Source organism: Citrobacter telavivensis, assembly GCA_009363175.1.
Classification (GTDB): Bacteria; Pseudomonadota; Gammaproteobacteria; order Enterobacterales; family Enterobacteriaceae; genus Citrobacter_A; species Citrobacter_A telavivensis.
Map to the genome: position 1 here is coordinate 2,643,189 of CP045205.1, position 15,994 is coordinate 2,659,182.

The 15,994-nt window shown below is 53.5% G+C and carries 21 protein-coding genes; 8 read left to right on the top strand and 13 right to left on the bottom strand.

What is annotated here, in order from left to right:
• Positions 1 to 512: 512 nt before the first annotated feature.
• From GBC03_14865 to vsr, 4 genes are read left to right on the top strand one after another with little or no spacing between them, the layout of a single operon-like run.
• Positions 513 to 782 (top strand): hypothetical protein, encoded by a 270-nt coding sequence (locus tag GBC03_14865; GenBank protein QFS74011.1) that lies wholly within the window; start codon positions 513 to 515, stop codon positions 780 to 782.
• Positions 783 to 834: 52 nt separating this feature from the next.
• Complete coding sequence (locus tag GBC03_14870; GenBank protein ID QFS71396.1) at positions 835 to 1,533, top strand: phosphohydrolase; 699 nt, start codon at positions 835 to 837, stop codon at positions 1,531 to 1,533.
• A gap of 50 nt (positions 1,534 to 1,583) precedes the next feature.
• A complete protein-coding gene (gene dcm / locus GBC03_14875; GenBank protein ID QFS71397.1) occupies positions 1,584 to 3,017 on the top strand; it encodes a DNA (cytosine-5-)-methyltransferase in 1,434 nt (477 codons plus the stop codon).
• Entirely contained in the window at positions 2,998 to 3,465 is a 468-nt protein-coding gene (gene vsr, locus GBC03_14880) for a DNA mismatch endonuclease Vsr (GenBank protein ID QFS71398.1), read from the top strand. Before dcm ends, vsr begins: the two co-directional genes overlap by 20 nt.
• Here vsr and yedA read toward each other — a convergent pair.
• Entirely contained in the window at positions 3,457 to 4,377 is a 921-nt protein-coding gene (gene yedA, locus GBC03_14885) for a drug/metabolite exporter YedA (GenBank protein ID QFS71399.1), read from the bottom strand. The two genes, vsr and yedA, sit on opposite strands and share 9 nt — an antisense overlap.
• A gap of 171 nt (positions 4,378 to 4,548) precedes the next feature.
• On the opposite strand from yedA, the gene GBC03_14890 reads away from it, so the two are divergent.
• From GBC03_14890 to yedQ, 3 genes are all read left to right on the top strand, one after another.
• Positions 4,549 to 5,466 carry a DUF808 family protein gene (locus GBC03_14890; protein ID QFS74012.1) on the top strand — a complete coding sequence of 306 codons (918 nt, stop codon included), beginning with the start codon at positions 4,549 to 4,551 and terminating at the stop codon, positions 5,464 to 5,466.
• 75 nt (positions 5,467 to 5,541) lie between these two features.
• Positions 5,542 to 5,718, top strand: coding sequence for a DUF2158 domain-containing protein (locus GBC03_14895; GenBank protein ID QFS71400.1), 177 nt, complete (start codon positions 5,542 to 5,544; stop codon positions 5,716 to 5,718).
• A gap of 130 nt (positions 5,719 to 5,848) precedes the next feature.
• Positions 5,849 to 7,543, top strand: a complete 1,695-nt coding sequence (yedQ, locus tag GBC03_14900; protein QFS71401.1) for a cellulose biosynthesis regulator YedQ — start codon at positions 5,849 to 5,851, stop codon at positions 7,541 to 7,543.
• Here yedQ and GBC03_14905 read toward each other — a convergent pair.
• Positions 7,540 to 8,355, bottom strand: coding sequence for a mannosyl-3-phosphoglycerate phosphatase-related protein (locus GBC03_14905; protein ID QFS71402.1), 816 nt, complete (start codon positions 8,353 to 8,355; stop codon positions 7,540 to 7,542). The genes yedQ and GBC03_14905 overlap by 4 nt on opposite strands.
• A 290-nt stretch (positions 8,356 to 8,645) precedes the next feature.
• Entirely contained in the window at positions 8,646 to 8,873 is a 228-nt protein-coding gene (gene yodD, locus GBC03_14910) for a YodD family peroxide/acid resistance protein (protein QFS71403.1), read from the bottom strand.
• A 126-nt stretch (positions 8,874 to 8,999) separates the two neighbouring features.
• On the opposite strand from yodD, the gene dsrB reads away from it, so the two are divergent.
• Complete coding sequence (gene dsrB / locus GBC03_14915) at positions 9,000 to 9,191, top strand: protein DsrB (protein ID QFS71404.1); 192 nt, start codon at positions 9,000 to 9,002, stop codon at positions 9,189 to 9,191.
• Positions 9,192 to 9,246: 55 nt separating this feature from the next.
• On the opposite strand, the gene rcsA is transcribed toward dsrB, so the two are convergent.
• The 10 genes from rcsA to fliJ form a co-directional block, all read right to left on the bottom strand.
• A complete protein-coding gene (rcsA, locus tag GBC03_14920; protein ID QFS71405.1) occupies positions 9,247 to 9,870 on the bottom strand; it encodes a transcriptional regulator RcsA in 624 nt (207 codons plus the stop codon).
• 280 nt (positions 9,871 to 10,150) lie between these two features.
• Positions 10,151 to 10,945, bottom strand: a complete 795-nt coding sequence (gene fliR, locus GBC03_14925) for a flagellar type III secretion system protein FliR (protein ID QFS71406.1) — start codon at positions 10,943 to 10,945, stop codon at positions 10,151 to 10,153.
• Between the two features lie 8 nt (positions 10,946 to 10,953).
• Positions 10,954 to 11,223 (bottom strand): flagellar biosynthesis protein FliQ, encoded by a 270-nt coding sequence (gene fliQ / locus GBC03_14930; protein QFS71407.1) that lies wholly within the window; start codon positions 11,221 to 11,223, stop codon positions 10,954 to 10,956.
• Positions 11,224 to 11,232: 9 nt separating this feature from the next.
• Entirely contained in the window at positions 11,233 to 11,970 is a 738-nt protein-coding gene (gene fliP, locus GBC03_14935; protein QFS71408.1) for a flagellar type III secretion system pore protein FliP, read from the bottom strand.
• Positions 11,970 to 12,344, bottom strand: coding sequence for a flagellar type III secretion system protein FliO (fliO, locus tag GBC03_14940; GenBank protein ID QFS71409.1), 375 nt, complete (start codon positions 12,342 to 12,344; stop codon positions 11,970 to 11,972). Before fliO ends, fliP begins: the two co-directional genes overlap by 1 nt.
• A 2-nt stretch (positions 12,345 to 12,346) precedes the next feature.
• Positions 12,347 to 12,760 (bottom strand): flagellar motor switch protein FliN, encoded by a 414-nt coding sequence (fliN, locus tag GBC03_14945; GenBank protein ID QFS71410.1) that lies wholly within the window; start codon positions 12,758 to 12,760, stop codon positions 12,347 to 12,349.
• Positions 12,757 to 13,761, bottom strand: coding sequence for a flagellar motor switch protein FliM (fliM, locus tag GBC03_14950; protein QFS71411.1), 1,005 nt, complete (start codon positions 13,759 to 13,761; stop codon positions 12,757 to 12,759). Before fliM ends, fliN begins: the two co-directional genes overlap by 4 nt.
• Before the next feature lie 4 nt (positions 13,762 to 13,765).
• A complete protein-coding gene (fliL, locus tag GBC03_14955; protein QFS71412.1) occupies positions 13,766 to 14,230 on the bottom strand; it encodes a flagellar basal body-associated protein FliL in 465 nt (154 codons plus the stop codon).
• Positions 14,231 to 14,334: 104 nt separating this feature from the next.
• On the bottom strand, positions 14,335 to 15,546 hold the full coding sequence (gene fliK, locus GBC03_14960; GenBank protein ID QFS71413.1) for a flagellar hook length control protein FliK: 1,212 nt from the start codon (positions 15,544 to 15,546) through the stop codon (positions 14,335 to 14,337).
• Positions 15,543 to 15,986 (bottom strand): flagella biosynthesis chaperone FliJ, encoded by a 444-nt coding sequence (fliJ, locus tag GBC03_14965; protein ID QFS71414.1) that lies wholly within the window; start codon positions 15,984 to 15,986, stop codon positions 15,543 to 15,545. Before fliJ ends, fliK begins: the two co-directional genes overlap by 4 nt.
• Positions 15,987 to 15,994 lie beyond the last annotated feature (8 nt).

Sequence of the window (15,994 nt, forward strand, 5' to 3'; positions counted from 1 at the left end):
TTCATTTTGGTTTTTTATAATTAATTTTATATGGTTTATTTAAAAAACATTCACATTTATTATGGTGTTATATTAAATGTTTATGATTTCATTTGATAGCATTAATCATTTGAATAATTACTGAGTGAGCGTGTATCAATCAGTCTGGGATAATAATAAGGAAACTGGCATAGGAGTTGGTTATAAAAACAAGTTAATTTAACGATAAAAAGGCTAATGACTCGTTCATAATGATATGGATAATATAAAAAAAAACGGGATGGTGGGGTGAATGTTTTATTTGTTTGCAATATGAGTAAATAAACGGAAAACAGGGCGATTACTAATACCGCGGGAAGTAGCAGAGGATTTTTGTGACATAACTAAAATTGCCCTGGATCAATACATATGCAAAATCAATGACTGGCGGTGGTGTTGTGGCACACATAACATAAAAATGTGATTATAATCACAAAAATGAGCAATGATCTTTTTTGAGTCACATTACAAAAATGGAGTTTCCCTTGAGCAGTATGGAAGAAAGAGCAACACGGAGTCTGGGCGGAAAACTGGCATTGTGGGTGTTTTACGCTTTCTGCGTTTACTTTGTCTGGGCCATGCTTCGCTACGTGTGGGTGATCAGCCACATCGAGTCGATTCAGGTTGCTGGATTCGAAAGCTCACTTGGCTCAACCAGTGGGAAATGGATGGGCGCTCTGCTGGGTTTTCTGGTACTCGGGCTGGTGGGATTGATCCTCGGCGGCATCGCCTGGTATACGCGTCCGCGCCGTCAGCCAACGTGAAGACACGGGAGAAACTTGCTACTGTAGCGTTTCTTAACGTACGGGAGGCAATGTGGATCTTCAGCACTGGCAATCACAATTTGAAGCGTGGCTAGGTAACCATCACACCCGGCAGGATACCGCGCATGATATCTTTCATTTTCGCCGCGTCTGGGCAACATCCCGGAAACTGATGGAAGGACAGGACGTAGATGGGCTGGTCGTGCTGACAGCCTGTTATTTCCATGACATTGTCAGTCTTGCCAAAAATCATCCGGATCGCCATCGCTCGTCGGTTCTGGCGGCTGCTGAAACTTGCCGTATCCTCATCCAGGACTTTCCGACCTTCCCCGAACCGCGACTGGCGTCGGTTTGCCATGCGATCGAGGCCCACAGTTTTAGCGCGAACATTGTCCCGCTTACTCTGGAAGCAAAAATCGTTCAGGATGCTGACAGACTTGAGGCGCTGGGCGCGATAGGGCTGGCACGGGTCTTTGCGGTTTCGGGCGCGTTAGGCGTGGCGCTTTTTGATGGTGAAGATCCCTTTGCAGAGCGGCGTGCGCTTAACGATAAACAGTTCGCCCTCGATCACTTCCAGACCAAACTACTGGCGTTGCCCGGCACCATGCAAACCGAGCGTGGACGTGAACTGGCCCGGCATAATGCGGCGTTCCTGGTAAACTACATGGCAAAACTGAGTGCTGAGCTAAAAGGGGAGTATGAGTCTGTCGATCCTGTGGTGATCCACGCATTTCGCCCCAGCCACTCGTAAAGCCAATTTTATGTTAACCTGACGACACTCTTTTTTGGCCGGTTGACGATATGCAGCAAAATCTTTCAGTAACAGGTTCGCTGGTTCCCGCGACAGACAGCAATGCAGACGCTGTGCAGGCGCTGTTGGCGAAATTGTTGGAAATTTATGATGTTAAAACGCTGGTGGCTCACCTGAATGGAATCGGCGAGAACCACTGGAGTCCGGCTATTTTAAAACGCGTGGTGGCGAATGCCTCGGCATGGCATCGATTAAGCGAACGAGAGTCGGCGTTTTTACGCTCTCTGTTGCCCACGCCGCCTGCGCACCATCCTCACTATGCCTTTCGGTTTATTGATCTCTTTGCTGGCATTGGCGGTATTCGTCGCGGATTTGAAGCGATAGGCGGGCAGTGCGTGTTTACCAGCGAGTGGAACAAACATGCGGTGCGCACCTATAAAGCCAACTATTACTGCGACCCGGCGAGCCACCATTTTAATGAAGACATTCGCGATATCACGCTCAGCCATCACGAAGGCGTTAGCGACAGTCAGGCGGCAGAACATATTCGCCAGCATGTGCCTCAGCACGATGTCCTGTTGGCAGGCTTCCCGTGTCAGCCATTTTCGCTTGCCGGCGTGTCGAAGAAAAATGCGCTGGGACGAGCCCATGGCTTTGCCTGCGATACCCAGGGAACATTGTTCTTTGACGTCGTGCGCATCATTGACGCCTGCCGTCCGCCGATTTTCGTTCTGGAAAATGTGAAGAACCTGAAGAGTCACGATCGGGGCAAAACGTTCCGCATCATTATGCAAACGCTGGATGAGCTGGGCTACGACGTCGCTGATGCAGAGGATAACGGCCCGGACGATCCGAAAATTATAGATGGCAAACATTTCTTGCCACAGCACCGGGAGCGTATTGTGCTGGTTGGATTTCGTCGCGATCTGAATCTGAAGCGCGATTTTACCCTGCGTGATATCAGGACGCGTTATCCTCAGCGGCGCACTACTCTGGCGGAGCTGTTAGAACCGGTAGTCGAAGCCAAATATGTACTGACGCCCGTTCTATGGAAATATCTCTACCGCTACGCGAAAAAGCATCAGGCGAAAGGCAACGGTTTTGGCTACGGCATGGTCTATCCCGCGAATCCGAATAGTGTGACGCGCACGCTTTCCGCGCGCTATTACAAAGATGGTGCAGAAATCCTGATCGACCGTGGCTGGGATTTTGCTGCCGGGGAAGTAAACTTCGACGATCCGCAAAACCAGCAGCATCGTCCACGCCGCTTAACCCCGAGAGAGTGCGCGCGGCTGATGGGTTTTGAATCGCCGCAGGGATACCAGTTCCGTATCCCCGTTTCTGACACCCAGGCCTATCGCCAGTTTGGTAACTCCGTCGTGGTGCCCGCATTCGCCGCCGTGGCGACGTTGCTGGAAGAGAAAATTAAAGCAGCTGTCGCGTTACGCCAGCAAGAGAACGTGCATGGCGGACGTTCACGATAAGGCAACGCGCAGTAAAAATATGCGGGCCATCGCGACCCGCGATACTGCCATCGAAAAACGGTTGGCGGGACTGCTGGCGGAGCAGGGACTCGACTATCGCGTTCAGGATGCATCGCTGCCTGGGCGTCCCGATTTTGTACTGGATGAATACCGCTGCGTGATTTTTACCCACGGCTGTTTCTGGCATCACCATCATTGCTACCTGTTTAAAGTGCCGGCTACGCGCACAGACTTCTGGCTGGATAAGATCGGTAAAAACGTGGAGCGCGATCGCCGTGATATCCAGCGTTTGCAGGTACTTGGCTGGCGGGTGCTGATCGTTTGGGAATGTGCATTACGAGGGCGGGAGAAGCTCGCTGACGTTGCGCTGTCTGAACGTCTTGAAGAATGGATCTGCGGCGGAGGCTCGCCCGCGCAGATCGACACTCAGGGGATGCATTTACTGTAACGTTTTTTCGTTTTCCACCGCGTCAAGCGTCGGTTTGGCAGGGAAAAGATATTTCCCCAGCGTCACCAGAACCACCGCAAAAACGATAACCCCCAACGCCAGCCATTCAATCAGTGCCAGACGTTCACCTCCCAGTCCCGTCCCCAGTAACACCGCAACGACCGGGTTCACGTAGGCGTAGCTGGTTGCCAGTGCGGGGCTGACGTTACGGATCAAATACATATAGGCGTTGATGGCGATGATGGATCCAAACACCGCCAGATAGCCGACCGCCAGAAAGCCTGACAGTGACGGTAGCGCGGTCAGTTTTTCACCGCTGATAAGCGAAGCACACATCAGCACGATCCCGGCGGCGAGCATCTCAATGGCACCCGCCATCATTCCTGTCGGCAGTGTAATGCGGGAACCGTAGACGGAACCAAACGCCCAACTGATTGAACCAATCAGAATCAATATCGCCCCCCACGGATTGCCGCTCAGGTTGCCACCGCTGTTGAGCATCACGATCCCCGCCAGGCCAATGGCAATCCCCATCCACTCCAGCTTGCGGGTTTTGATGCCAAAGAAATGGCTGAAGCACAGGGTGAACAGTGGGACTGTTGCCACCACGACCGCCGCGATGCCGGAGGGGACGTCCTGATGCTCTGCCACCGTGACCAGGCCGTTGCCGACGGCCAGCAGTAAAATACCAATCAGCGCCGCGTTAAGCAGCGGGCGAAGCGGCGGAAGTTTATGACCGCGCAACAGTAAAAAGGCGGTTAACACTCCCCCGGCGGTGAGAAAACGGACGCCAGCCATCATCAGCGGCGGCCAACTCTCCACACCGATACGGATGACGAAATAGGTGGAACCCCAGATGATATACAGCGCGAACAGTGCGCTGAAAAGCGGTAACAACTGCCTGAAACGCATAATCCCTCACGTGAGAAACGCTAACAAGCGACATAGTAAACGCGAAAACTATCGGACTGGCGAGCGATATAATTCACGCATCTTGTTAGAAAAATGTTGACGAATGATGCCAGTTTCAGGCTTATGCGTTTTACTCCATACTTAACGCTTCAAGAAGAAAAAAATGAGGGAATAATTTTGGCAGGAAGTAGCTTACTGACCTTACTCGATGATATCGCCACGCTGTTGGATGACATCTCGATGATGGGCAAACTGGCCGCGAAGAAAACCGCTGGCGTTCTGGGGGATGACCTGTCGCTTAACGCGCAGCAGGTGACGGGGGTTAGAGCGAATCGTGAGCTGCCGGTGGTCTGGAGCGTGGCGAAAGGCTCGCTCGTCAACAAAGTGATCCTTGTGCCGCTGGCGTTGCTCATCAGTGCCTTTATTCCCTGGGCTATTACCCCGTTGTTAATGATTGGCGGCGCCTTCCTCTGTTTTGAAGGGGTGGAGAAAGTTCTGCATACCCTCGAATCGCGAAAACACAAAGAAGATCCGGCTGAACGACAACGGCGGCTGGAAGCGCTGGCGGCGCAGGATCCGCTGGCGTTTGAAAAAGATAAAATCAAAGGCGCGGTGCGAACCGACTTTATTCTCTCTGCGGAGATTGTGGCGATCACGCTGGGGATTGTGGCCGAGGCGCCGTTGCTCAATCAGGTGCTGGTCCTGTCGGGGATCGCGCTGGTGGTGACAATTGGCGTTTATGGCCTGGTCGGACTGATTGTTAAGCTGGATGATATGGGCTACTGGCTGGCGGAAAAAACCAGCGTGCTGGCGCAGGCGTTAGGTAAAGGTTTGCTGGTTGTCGCGCCGTGGCTGATGAAATCATTGTCGGTGGTTGGCACGCTGGCGATGTTCCTGGTGGGCGGCGGGATTGTGGTGCACGGCGTTGCGCCGTTACATCATGCCATTGAACAGTTCGCCCAACAGCAAAGCGCCGTGGTGGCATTGATTTTGCCGACGCTTCTTAATCTGGTGCTGGGCTTTATCATCGGCGCGATCGTCGTGCTGCTGGTAAAAGCCGTGGCCAGAGTGCGCGGGGTGGCGCACTAAAAGTCTTCCCCACAATGAGGCAAAACCAGACATCCTCGTCTAAGGTGAAAACGTTCACTGTATACAGGAGGTAACATGGTTTTTTCGGTCAGTGAGGAAGTGACTGTGAAAGAGGGCGGTCCACGCATGATTGTCACCGGCTATTCCAGCGGTATGGTGGAGTGTCGGTGGTATGATGGGTTTGGCGTCAAGCGAAAAGCATTCCATGAGAATGAACTCGTTTCCGGTGATGCCAGACAACGGTGTGAATGAGCCTGATGCCTAAACGCCCGGCGACTGTCGGGCGTTTTCTTAAATTCAAAAAATACGTGACGGCCATAATACGTAACGTACTGAGTTATGCCAGGATTAGGAAAGCAATCGCGAGTAGGGAGTGGTCAGAGTGCCGCACGAAACAACGATGGAAAACTGGGGCTGGCTGAAAACGCTGGCGCGGCGACTCGGCCCTGGCCATGTCGTGAATCTCTGTTTTCTGATCGTCATGCTCTTTTCAACCCTGCTGACCTGGCGGGAAGTGGTTGTCCTGGAAGACGCTTATATCTCAAGCCAGCGCAATCATCTGGAAAATGTCGCCAACGCCCTCGACAAGCAACTGCAATTCAATGTGGATAAACTGCTGTTTCTGCGTGACGGGATGCACGAGGCGCTGATCACCCCACTGGGATTTTCCGTCTTAAAAGATGCGGTTACCCATTTTGAACAGTTACGTCATTCGCGCGTCTGGCAGCTAGAACTGGATAAGCGACGAACGCTGCCGCTGAATGGCGTTTCTGATTCGTTTGTGAATCAAACTCAGTTGCTCTCGCGTGACAACGAATCGCTGGATAACGAACTGACTGCCGCGCTGGAAGTCGGCTATCTGCTGCGCCTGGCGATCACCCGCGCGTCCCTGTCACTACAGGCGATGTATGTCTCACGCGCGGGATTTTACGTCTCCACGCTGCCGACATCGCTCTCGAGCGAAATTACCACCCGCTACTACGACTACGTGATTCAACCCTGGTTTACCGAGCAGTCGCAGCGAAAAAACCGGACGCGCGGCGTGCGCTGGTTTACCTCGCCGTCACCCGAACTCAGCTATGAGCAACAGCGTGTAACCGTCAGTGTACCGTTGGATAACAACTATTACTGGCTCGGGGTGCTGGCGATGACGATCCCCGTTTCAGCGGTAGAACGGTTTATGGATGAGGCTATCGACAAGGATGTGGAAGGGGAGTACCAACTCTACGACAGTAAACTGAAACTGCTGGCAGCCTCAACGCCGGAACTGAGAAATGCAAAGACGTTTGACGAGCGCGAACTGGCGATGCTGGCGCATGATATTGAGCAGGATACGGTAGGCGGTTTGCGCATGGGGAGCCGCTATATTAGCTGGGAACGGCTGGACCATTTTGATGGTGTGCTGGTGCGGGTACATACCTTAAGCGAAGGAGTACACGGCGATTTCGGCAGCATCAGTATTGCGCTGGCGTTACTGTGGGCGCTGTTCACCGCGATGCTGATCATCTCCTGGGTGGTTATTCGCCATATGGTCAGCAATATGTTTGTGCTGCAAAGTTCACTTCAGTGGCAGGCATGGCACGATACGCTGACCCGCTTGTATAACCGCGGGGCGCTGTTTGAAAAAGCCAAACAGCTGACCCAGCGTTGTCGAACGCAAAAACAACCGCTGTCGGTTATTCAGATCGACCTGGATCACTTCAAAAGCATCAACGACCGTTTTGGCCACCAGGCCGGGGATCGGGTGTTAACGCATGCCGCAGGTTTAATCAGCGGCACATTGCGTACTTATGATGTTGCCGGCCGCGTGGGCGGGGAGGAGTTCTGTGTGGTTCTGCCAGAAACGTCTCTGGCGCAGGCGGAGCAGATAGCTGAACGTATCCGCCAGCGGCTGAATGAGAAAGAGATTCTGGTGGCGAAAAGCGCAACGCTGCGGATAAGTGCCTCACTCGGGGTGAGTAGCACCCAGGAAACCGGGGACTACGATTTTGAGCAACTCCAGTCGCTGGCGGACCGCAGACTCTACCAGGCAAAACAGGCGGGACGTAACCGGGTTTGCGCGGCGGATCGGGGCTAAGGCGCAGTGAACAGCCTGGTCATACCCTCTTGCCAGCCTTCGGGCCCTTTATGCTGTGTGCGGTAAACCTGCACCGCGCTGTCGGAGCGTAAAACCACCCCTTCGCGATTCAGTCCTTTGACGATCACCGCGTAATCCATCGCTTCAAGCAGAGGAGCGTCGTTCGGGCCATCGCCGAGGCCAACGGTGACCGGGCGTCTCTTCCACTGGCGCTGATAGAGATCAATCAGCCCGTTCGCCGCATAGTTTTTTCCTGATGTGATGTCCAGGACATGCCAGAAGCGGGCGCCGTGGACAAACTGCAATCCCAGATCGTTTAGTTGTCGGGCAAACTCGGCCATGCGCTCATCGCTGTCGCGCCAGATCAGGGTGACAGAGGCCTCATGCAGGCGCGTTAAACTGGCCTGGGCAGGTGACAAGCCGGTCCATTCGGCGATCGTGGACTCATCGACATCATCAAACGTTGTGAATTTAAACGCGGAGCGGGCACGAAGTTTACTCAGTACGGCGCTAATTTCAGCATGTGAGGCCCCGAAGATCTGACGCGGAAAGTCAGGATGCGTCTGCCAGCGGCTGTCCAGTTCAACCACGGCGCCATTCTCAGCAATCAGCGGTAGTCCTTGTAAGCCGAGTAACTTCTGGATGTGCAGCATTTCTGCGGCGGTTTTACTGCTGCACAGGATCACGGGAATATTTTTCTCACGCAGGCGAGCGAGCCAGTCGGCAGCGGGTTGCCAGTCATAGGTATAACTGTCCAGCAGCGTGCCATCGAGATCGGTAAAAATCAGCAGTGGAGCGTCGAGTGAAAGCATTTTTATTCCCGTCACGTTAGTCGCGGTATTCTGGATAAATCCTAAAAATAGGGTATTTTGCCTGACAGGGAATTGGGATCGATCCCGTCATCATGAGCGCTGACAGCCTGTCCGCCCTAACCATTAGAAGGATTAATCATTTGTCTGAAAAATATTTGCTTGTCATGCAAAAAAATTGCGGATAAGGTTTAGCGTACATCAGATTTCCTGGTGTAACGAATTTTCAAGTGCTTCTTGCATAAGCAAGTTTCATCCCGACCCGTCAGGGTCGGGATTTTTTTCGCTGCCGGTTAGCGATTAATTTCCGTGACGCTAAAGTCATGGATATCCAACTCAAACGCCTCGGCTAATTCATGCCATGTATGATACTCGCGACCATCCACGCTGACTCTGTCCGGATCGTTTCCGCTACGATGAATCTCGCTCTCGCTGATTTCATTAATCGCCGCCAGCAACGCGTCAACATCGACGCTGACTTCACGTTTTGCGGTATCGCTGTACTCTTTCGCGGTCTTCATTTCAACCTCGTCATTAACCGTGCCACAGACTAAGTATAGACCGTTGAGAAAACCCGCAATTGAACCGGTCAGACGCTGTCAGGCGGCAGTTTTTGTTCTACACTGGCACAAAGCCACAGGAGGATAATGATGAAGGTGAATGATCGGGTCACAGTCAAAACGGACGGCGGTTCTCGTCGCCCTGGCGTGGTACTGGCAGTGGAAGAGTTTAGTGAAGGCACAATGTACCTGGTTTCGCTGGAAGACTACCCGCTCGGCATCTGGTTCTTTAACGAGTCAGGGCATCAGGATGGTATCTTTGTGGAGAAGGTTGAGTAGGATTACGACGGTCGATGTAAGCCCGGCTGGTGGGACATCCACCAGTCGGGACGTCTCATCGCATGTTAACAAATATACCGTTGGTCACGTTATCGGTCAGTCTGACGACATGATAGATAACCTGTTTGTTATGCGTCTTTATCTTTCGTTTTATATTCCCCTTATGGGATGACACCGTTTTCGCCTTGATGTTCATTTGATCTGAAATTTGAATTGTTCCCTGGCCTTCCATCCACATGCGCAGCATGCTGGACTCAGTACGACTTAATGATAACGTCGGTAAATTTATTACCCCGGCGGAGTCCGTCTCTTTTTTCAGAATATCGCCAAGGAGATCGTCCAGTGATTCTGGCTTTATTGATTTTGAACTGATCAATAAGTTTTTTCTGACTAATAGATATTCATCAAAATGGACATTGGCAATTGCCATAAAAACAATAAATAGCGTATTGGGATGCTGATTAATGATTTGCTTTATATGCTGACTGTTGGCTGGATCATGGATAAAACAGTCTTCATTAATAAACACCACAGAAGGTTGGTGTGTGTCACAAGCGATGTCGAGTTCGTCAACGGTTTCGATGTCGTTGATTTCCCTTTTTTTCACCCCTCTGCTTACCAGATACCCGGTCAAACCTAGCCGGGTGTAACTGCATAGATCCATAATAATCGTTGACATGGCTTACCCTCACTCAATGCGTAACGATAATTCCCCTTACCTGAATATCTCATCACAACTTAACGGAATCGAATGCTTCACCTAATGAGACGCATATGCGGTTTTCAGGCGGACTTACTATCCCGTAAAGTTACGTATAATTTGCCTGGAATTGTCTTAAAGTAAAGTAAATGTTGCGTTATGTGAGAGAGATAAAAACAAATAAAGCGCGTGAGAGTTATCCTGGTAGATGTTTTTACTGAATGACTTTCGGATAATCCTTAGAAAAACACGATAAACATTATGGACTATTATTAACGGGTAATTCACTAACAATATCAGCTAATAAATTGAAAATTTCGCTAAATAGATGTTCGCAAAACGGCGCAATCAACGGCATTAATGCCGCGATTAATGTGATACCCACGGTCAGGGTGAGCGGAAAGCCAATCACAAATACGGATAATTGCGGTGCCATACGGTTTAGTAATCCCAGCGCCAGGTTCAGCGTTAGCAGCATAGTGATCACCGGCAGCGCCAGCATCATGCCGTTGAGGAAGATCAGACTCCCCGCTCTGGCCAGCGCCAGGAACGCGTTGCTGTTCACCGGATTGCCGCCAATAGGCAGGGTGTGGAACGTGTCAACCAGCAGTGAAATCAGCCACAGATGACCGTCAAAGGTCAGAAACAACAGCATCGCCAGCATATCAATGATTCTGGCAAGCACCGGCATATTCAGGTGGCTGGCCGGATCGACAAAAGTGGCAAAGGAAAGCCCCATCTGCAAACCGATAATCTCACCCGCCGTACGCACCGCCGCAAAGGCAAACTGCATGGTAAAGCCCAGCGCGATGCCGATCAGGATTTGCTGCATTGCCAGCCATAACGCGTTAAACGAAAAAATCGGCACATCGTTAGGCGGCAAAGAAGGGGCAATGACGATGGTGATGATGATCCCCAGCCCCAGTTTCACCCGTTTAGGGACCGCGCGTTCACTGAGGATAGGTGCGGTGGTGATCAGCGCCAGTACGCGCAGCAGCGGCCAGAAATAGAGGCTTAGCCACTGCAGCCATTGATCGCTGGTTACCTGCAACATCCGTCGTCTTATCCGATGATGTACGGCAGATTGGTGAACAGCGTGCGCACGTAATCCAGCAGCAAGTTCAGCATCCACGGCCCGGCTACGATGATAGCCGTAAACACCGCCACGATTTTCGGGATAAACGACAGCGTCATTTCGTTAATCTGCGTGGCGGCCTGCAAGATACTGATGATAAGCCCCGTCACCAGCGCGACCAACAGCAGGGGGGCGGCAAGGGCGAGGGCAACTCTCATGGCCTCGGTGCCAATCATCATGACCGATTCGGGTGTCATTTTTTGCCTCTAACTGTAGAAACTTTGTGCAAGCGAACCCACCAGCAGTTGCCAGCCATCAACCAGCACGAACAGCATCAGTTTGAACGGTAGGGCAATGGTTGCCGGAGGAACCATCATCATCCCCAGCGCCATCAGTACGCTGGCTATCACCAGGTCGATAATCAGGAAAGGGATGAATATCGTAAAGCCGATCTGAAAAGCGGTTTTCAGCTCGCTGGTCACATAGGCGGGTAGCAAAATGCGCATCGGTACGGCTTCTGGCCCCTGAAGCGGGCCGCTGTTTGCCAGACGGGCGAACAGGGCCAGATCGGCTTCGCGGGTCTGGCGTAGCATAAATTCACGCAACGGCTGTGCCCCTTTATCCAGCGCTTCCTGCATCGAAATTTTCTCTTCGCTGAATGGCTGATACGCCTCGACGTAAATCTTGTCGATAACCGGCGACATGATAAAAAAGGTCAGAAACAGCGCCAGCCCCAGCAGCACCTGGTTTGGCGGTGCAGACGGCGTACCAAGCGCATTGCGCAGCAGACCGAAGACGATGATGATGCGGGTAAAGCTGGTCATCATCAGCAAAATGGCCGGAATAAAGGTCAGTGAGGTGATGAAAACCAGCGTCTGTACGGGAAGCGACCAGCTCTGACCGCCGCCAGGCAGGGGCTGGCTCACCAGACCGGGAAGTTGCGCCAGTGCGGCGGGGCTGATAAGCCATAAACCGGTCAGCGTAAGGGATAACAAACGGCGCATCAGGATCTCCCGGAACGCTTAAGCAAACTCTTCATCATGGCCTGAAAATCGGCAGGAGCAGACGGTGTCTCTTCTGGCACAACAGGGGCCGGGGGGAGGGTATGCAGCACACTGATGTTTGACGCCGTGACGCCAAGCACCAGTCGCGCGTCCTCAACCTCGACAATCACCACGCGTTCGCGCGGACCCAGCGAGGTACTGGCGGAAACTTTCAGTCCGCGCGCATGGCTGCCTTTCGGCGCAAAGCCCAGACGTTTGATGACCCAGGCGGCCGCCAGGATCAACAGGATGATGCCCAACAGCGCGCCGCTAACCTGCATCAGGGGGGACCCCGGGACGGCGGAAGGCGGTTGAACAGTGGCCTGGGTTTTCATGACTAACGGCTCAGACGACGCATACGCTCGGACGGGGTGATGATGTCGGTAATGCGTACGCCGTATTTATCGGCAACGACCACAACTTCACCCTGGGCGATCAGATAGCCGTTGATCAGGATATCCAGCGGTTCACCCGCCAGACCGTCCAGCGCCACCACGGAGCCCTGCGTCAGGCGCAGCAGTTCTTTAATGGTCATGCGCGTGCGGCCCAATTCGACGGTCAGCTTGACCGGAATATCCATGATCAGGTCGATATCCTGCAGCGTGCCGCTGACATCGCCACCGCCAAGCTGCTGGAAAACGGCATCGGCAGCACTTTTGCTGGTGGTCGTTTTTTGCTCGTTCAACGCGTCAGCCCACAGATCGTCCAATGCACCAGTGTTCTCATCAGACGGATTATTCATGTCACTCATTTGGGCTGTTCCTCATTCAGCGAATTCAAAATCGGGTTAATCAAATGTTCCACGCGTAACGCGTACTGACCGTTAACCGTGCCGTATTGGCTGGTCAGTACAGGCACACCGTCCACATGAGCAATAATGCGGTCTGGTTTTTCAATCGGCAGCACATCGCCGGGTTGCAGTTTTAATATCTGAGAAAGGCGCAGCGGAATATCGGCAAAGTTCGCCACCAGCTCCAGCTCGGAGTGCTGAACCTGACGCACCAGATTGTCGCGCCAGTTCTGATCTTCATTACGGGAGTTTTCCAGCGGCGGGTTCACCAGCAGTTCGCGCAGCGGCTCAATCATGCTGAATGGCAGACAGATGTTGAACTCACCGGTCAGGTTGCCAATCTCGACATGGAAAGGGGTGTTAACCACGATATCGTTCGGCGACGTAGTGATGTTGGTAAATTTCACCTGCATCTCAGAACGCACGTACTCCACTTCCAGCGGATTGATGGCCTTCCACGCGTCGCTATAGCTTTCCAGCGCCAGTTTCAGCATGCGGTTGATAACGCGCTGCTCGGTGTGGGTAAACTCGCGGCCTTCCACTTTCGTCGGAAAGCGTCCGTCACCGCCAAACAGGTTATCGACGGCGATAAACACCAGGCTTGGCGAGAACACCACCAGACCCGTACCGCGCAGCGGCTTCAGGTGGATCAGGTTCAGGTTGGTCGGCACCGGCAGGTTGCGGGCAAACTCGTGATACGGCTGAATGCGGATCGCGCCCACGGTAATATCCGGACTACGACGCAGCAGGTTAAACAGCCCCATCCGGAACTGACGGGCAAAACGTTCGTTGATGATCTCCAGCGCTTGCAGACGCTCGCGCACCACACGACGTTGGGTATTGGGATCGTACGGGCGAATTTCACTTTCGCCCGCGATACCCGGAGTCGGCTCGTCTTTCGTGTCGCTGTCACCGTTCAACAGCGCATCGATTTCAGCCTGAGAGAGAATACTGTCGCCCATGTCTTTACCGCAGAATGAAAGCTGTGTACAGCACGTCGGTAACGTCCTGTTTGGGTTGTCCGGCAACGAGCGGAGGGGAAAGCGTCTCTTTAATCGCCGCGATCAATTTTTGCTTACCTTCTTCGGTAGACAGCGCGTTGGCGTCCTGACGAGAAAACAGCAGCAGCAGACGGCTACGGACTTCCGGCAAATATTCGTTCAGGCGCGTGCGCGTGGCTTCATCCTTCAGCCGCAACGTCACGCCGATATACAGTACGCGATCCGCATCGCCCAGATTGACGGTAAACGTATCCAGGGCGAAGAACACCGGTGCAGGCGGTGGCGGTGGTTCATTCGCCGCCGGGGTGGGATGCTGCTGCATACGCCAGTAGCTATAGCCTGCGGTTGCGCAGGCGGCAAGGGTAATGATTACCAGCAGCGGGATCCAAATTGAGCGTTTGCTCTTTTTGCTAATCGCGGAATCAGTCATCTGATACGGGCTTCCTGTTTCGGTACAGCTTATCGGCTGATTATCCCGTGTCCTGACCACGGCAAAGCGTGGAAAAGACGCGGATAATCATGCTACCTCTGGCGTTAGGCGAAGATATCGACGGCGCCGTTACCGCGTGCGGCGGACTGGAGTGAAGCGGGAACGGCCAGCTCACTCTCGTCATCGGCCATGTGCAGAGCCTGTCCCTGTGTGCGAGCCGTTTGCTGCTGTTGGGAAGAGGAGTGTTGCTGGCCGGCGAAACTCTCGCTGCTGATGCTGCTTTGCCCCAACTGAATGCCGCTTTCTGCCAGCTGTGTGCGCAGCGTCGGTAGGGCGGCTTCCAGCGCCGCGCGAACGTGGCTATGGGCTGAAACCATCTGTAGCTGTGCCTGGTTATCATCAAGCTTAAGCGAGATCTGTACCTGACCGAGATCTTCCGGATGCAGACGCAGTTCCGCACTCTGCTGACCCTGGCGGGTAAATAGCGTGATGTGCTGACTCAGGGATTGTTGCCATTCATGGCTGCCCAGCGGTGCGCTCAGAACTGGTGCCGCGCTGGTGGGCGGCGGCTGCGATGCGGAATGCGTGGCGGTGGTCATGGCAATGCCCGGCGTCACGGGGGAAGGCGTGCTGTCGATCTCGGCGTTTGCGGCGGCAGCAGCCACCACAGGCGAGGTGACCACCTGACCTTTAGCGTTTTCCGCAGCGATAACCTGCGGTGTGCTATCCACTTTGCCCTTTTTCGCGTCGTCACGGGTCAATGAACTGCCTGCGCCCTGCGCGAGCGAGCGGGGATCGGCGCTAAGCGAAGCACTCAGTGCACTCACTTTCTCACCGACGGTTACCGGCGGTGTCGTCATTCCCGGTTGACCCGGCAACATGGCGAAAAGGGCGCTAAGGTTGGCGAGATCGTCATCGCTGAGTGCTGAGGTGTCTTCATTATTTTGTGCGGTCTGGCGCAGAGCTGCCAGCGCACTGTTCTTCTGCGTGGGGGTCAGCGCGGACAGCAGAGCCTGTGCGTCGCTCAACCCTTTTTGCACCTCTTCAGACTGTCCCTCTTTGGCGGCTAACAGGTCGGCCAGCTTAACGGCCTGCGAGGAGTCGCCGTCCTGCGTCAACAGGCCCTTTTGCAGCTTGCCGCCGGCGGCCTGCAAATCGGCTAACGTCAGCGGCGCGTCTTTACCCTGTGCGTCGCCTGCGCCTAACGCGCCGGCCAACAGGGCCAGAAAATCCTGGGCGGAGTCCGCCGTTTTCCCGGACGACAGACCGGTGATAAGGTCTGTGTCAGTTGTGGCCATTTGGGGCAAAGTGATCATTCTGGTTTCCTCATTGCTGCACGCTGCGCAAATTCATCCATTTTTTTCTGATCCAGGCGGTTTTCAGCCAGTAAGGCTGCCGCGTTCTGTCTGTCTTGTAAGGTCTGCCAGGCCTGAAGTCGCTGTTTTTTTTCACGCCAGCTGTTCAGCGCCACATCCACTTTTTGCGTCCACTGCGTTAACTGCTGGCGATGCTGTTCCACCGCTTTTTCCAGGGTTTGAATAAACTGCTGGTAGTTAATCCAGCGATTACTGGCAATCCCCTGACTCATATCGTTGTTGAGGTTGCTGCGGTATTCGTTCTGGTAGTCGAGCAGCATCGTGAGCTGCTCTTCCGCTTGCTGAAAACCGCGGCGCATTTCACCTAACAGCAACGCAGCGTCGTCTACCTCTTTTTCGGCGAGATCTTTGAGCGTTGCCAGTGCACCATGTTCAGCCATGACCCTTA

Bases quoted from the DNA above. Each gene is read 5' to 3' on its own strand.
- yodD (QFS71403.1), bottom strand. From the start codon at position 8,873: ATGAAGACCGCGAAAGAGTACAGCGATACCGCAAAACGTGAAGTCAGC.
- fliR (QFS71406.1), bottom strand. From the start codon at position 10,945: ATGTTGCAGGTAACCAGCGATCAATGGCTGCAGTGGCTAAGCCTCTAT.
- fliM (QFS71411.1), bottom strand. From the start codon at position 13,761: ATGGGCGACAGTATTCTCTCTCAGGCTGAAATCGATGCGCTGTTGAAC.
- yedA (QFS71399.1), bottom strand. From the start codon at position 4,377: ATGCGTTTCAGGCAGTTGTTACCGCTTTTCAGCGCACTGTTCGCGCTG.
- GBC03_14895 (QFS71400.1), top strand. From the start codon at position 5,542: ATGGTTTTTTCGGTCAGTGAGGAAGTGACTGTGAAAGAGGGCGGTCCA.
- rcsA (QFS71405.1), bottom strand. From the start codon at position 9,870: ATGTCAACGATTATTATGGATCTATGCAGTTACACCCGGCTAGGTTTG.
- fliP (QFS71408.1), bottom strand. From the start codon at position 11,970: ATGCGCCGTTTGTTATCCCTTACGCTGACCGGTTTATGGCTTATCAGC.
- dsrB (QFS71404.1), top strand. From the start codon at position 9,000: ATGATGAAGGTGAATGATCGGGTCACAGTCAAAACGGACGGCGGTTCT.
- fliO (QFS71409.1), bottom strand. From the start codon at position 12,344: ATGAAAACCCAGGCCACTGTTCAACCGCCTTCCGCCGTCCCGGGGTCC.
- fliJ (QFS71414.1), bottom strand. From the start codon at position 15,986: ATGGCTGAACATGGTGCACTGGCAACGCTCAAAGATCTCGCCGAAAAA.
- GBC03_14905 (QFS71402.1), bottom strand. From the start codon at position 8,355: ATGCTTTCACTCGACGCTCCACTGCTGATTTTTACCGATCTCGATGGC.
- GBC03_14865 (QFS74011.1), top strand. From the start codon at position 513: ATGGAAGAAAGAGCAACACGGAGTCTGGGCGGAAAACTGGCATTGTGG.
- fliL (QFS71412.1), bottom strand. From the start codon at position 14,230: ATGACTGATTCCGCGATTAGCAAAAAGAGCAAACGCTCAATTTGGATC.
- vsr (QFS71398.1), top strand. From the start codon at position 2,998: ATGGCGGACGTTCACGATAAGGCAACGCGCAGTAAAAATATGCGGGCC.
- dcm (QFS71397.1), top strand. From the start codon at position 1,584: ATGCAGCAAAATCTTTCAGTAACAGGTTCGCTGGTTCCCGCGACAGAC.
- fliN (QFS71410.1), bottom strand. From the start codon at position 12,760: ATGAGTGACATGAATAATCCGTCTGATGAGAACACTGGTGCATTGGAC.
- fliK (QFS71413.1), bottom strand. From the start codon at position 15,546: ATGATCACTTTGCCCCAAATGGCCACAACTGACACAGACCTTATCACC.
- fliQ (QFS71407.1), bottom strand. From the start codon at position 11,223: ATGACACCCGAATCGGTCATGATGATTGGCACCGAGGCCATGAGAGTT.